Source organism: Burkholderia sp. LFS061, assembly GCF_047978125.1.
Lineage (GTDB): Bacteria > Pseudomonadota > Gammaproteobacteria > Burkholderiales > Burkholderiaceae > Burkholderia > Burkholderia pyrrocinia_C.
This window is the reverse complement of record NZ_JBFPFS010000170.1, coordinates 1-268: the sequence shown is the minus strand read 5'-3', so window position 1 is coordinate 268 and position 268 is coordinate 1. Positions and strand designations below refer to the sequence as shown.

The 268-nt window shown below is 66.4% G+C and carries 1 protein-coding gene; it reads right to left on the bottom strand.

Annotated features, from left to right (window positions below; translation table 11 throughout):
* A partial coding sequence (locus ACNQQL_RS36210; RefSeq protein WP_416392829.1) for an NAD(P)/FAD-dependent oxidoreductase occupies window positions 1-268 on the bottom strand: 268 nt, incomplete at both ends.

Here is a 268-nt window from a genome sequence, read left to right as displayed (position 1 = left end):
CGTATCCGACTTCAGCGGCCAGCCGGCCGTGTGGATCACGAGGCCCGGCTTGTGCTTCGCGGGATCGATTTCCCACAGCTCCTTGATGCCGATCCCGTACGCCTGCGGATCGGCGTTCGCGTCGAGCTTGAACTTCGAGATCAGCTGGCGGCCCAGGTGGCCGCGGCAGCCTTCGGCGAACAGCGTGTACTTCGCGTGCAGCTCCATGCCGAGCTGGAAGTTCTCGGTCGGCTCGCCGTCCTTGCCCACGCCCATGTTGCCGGTCGCG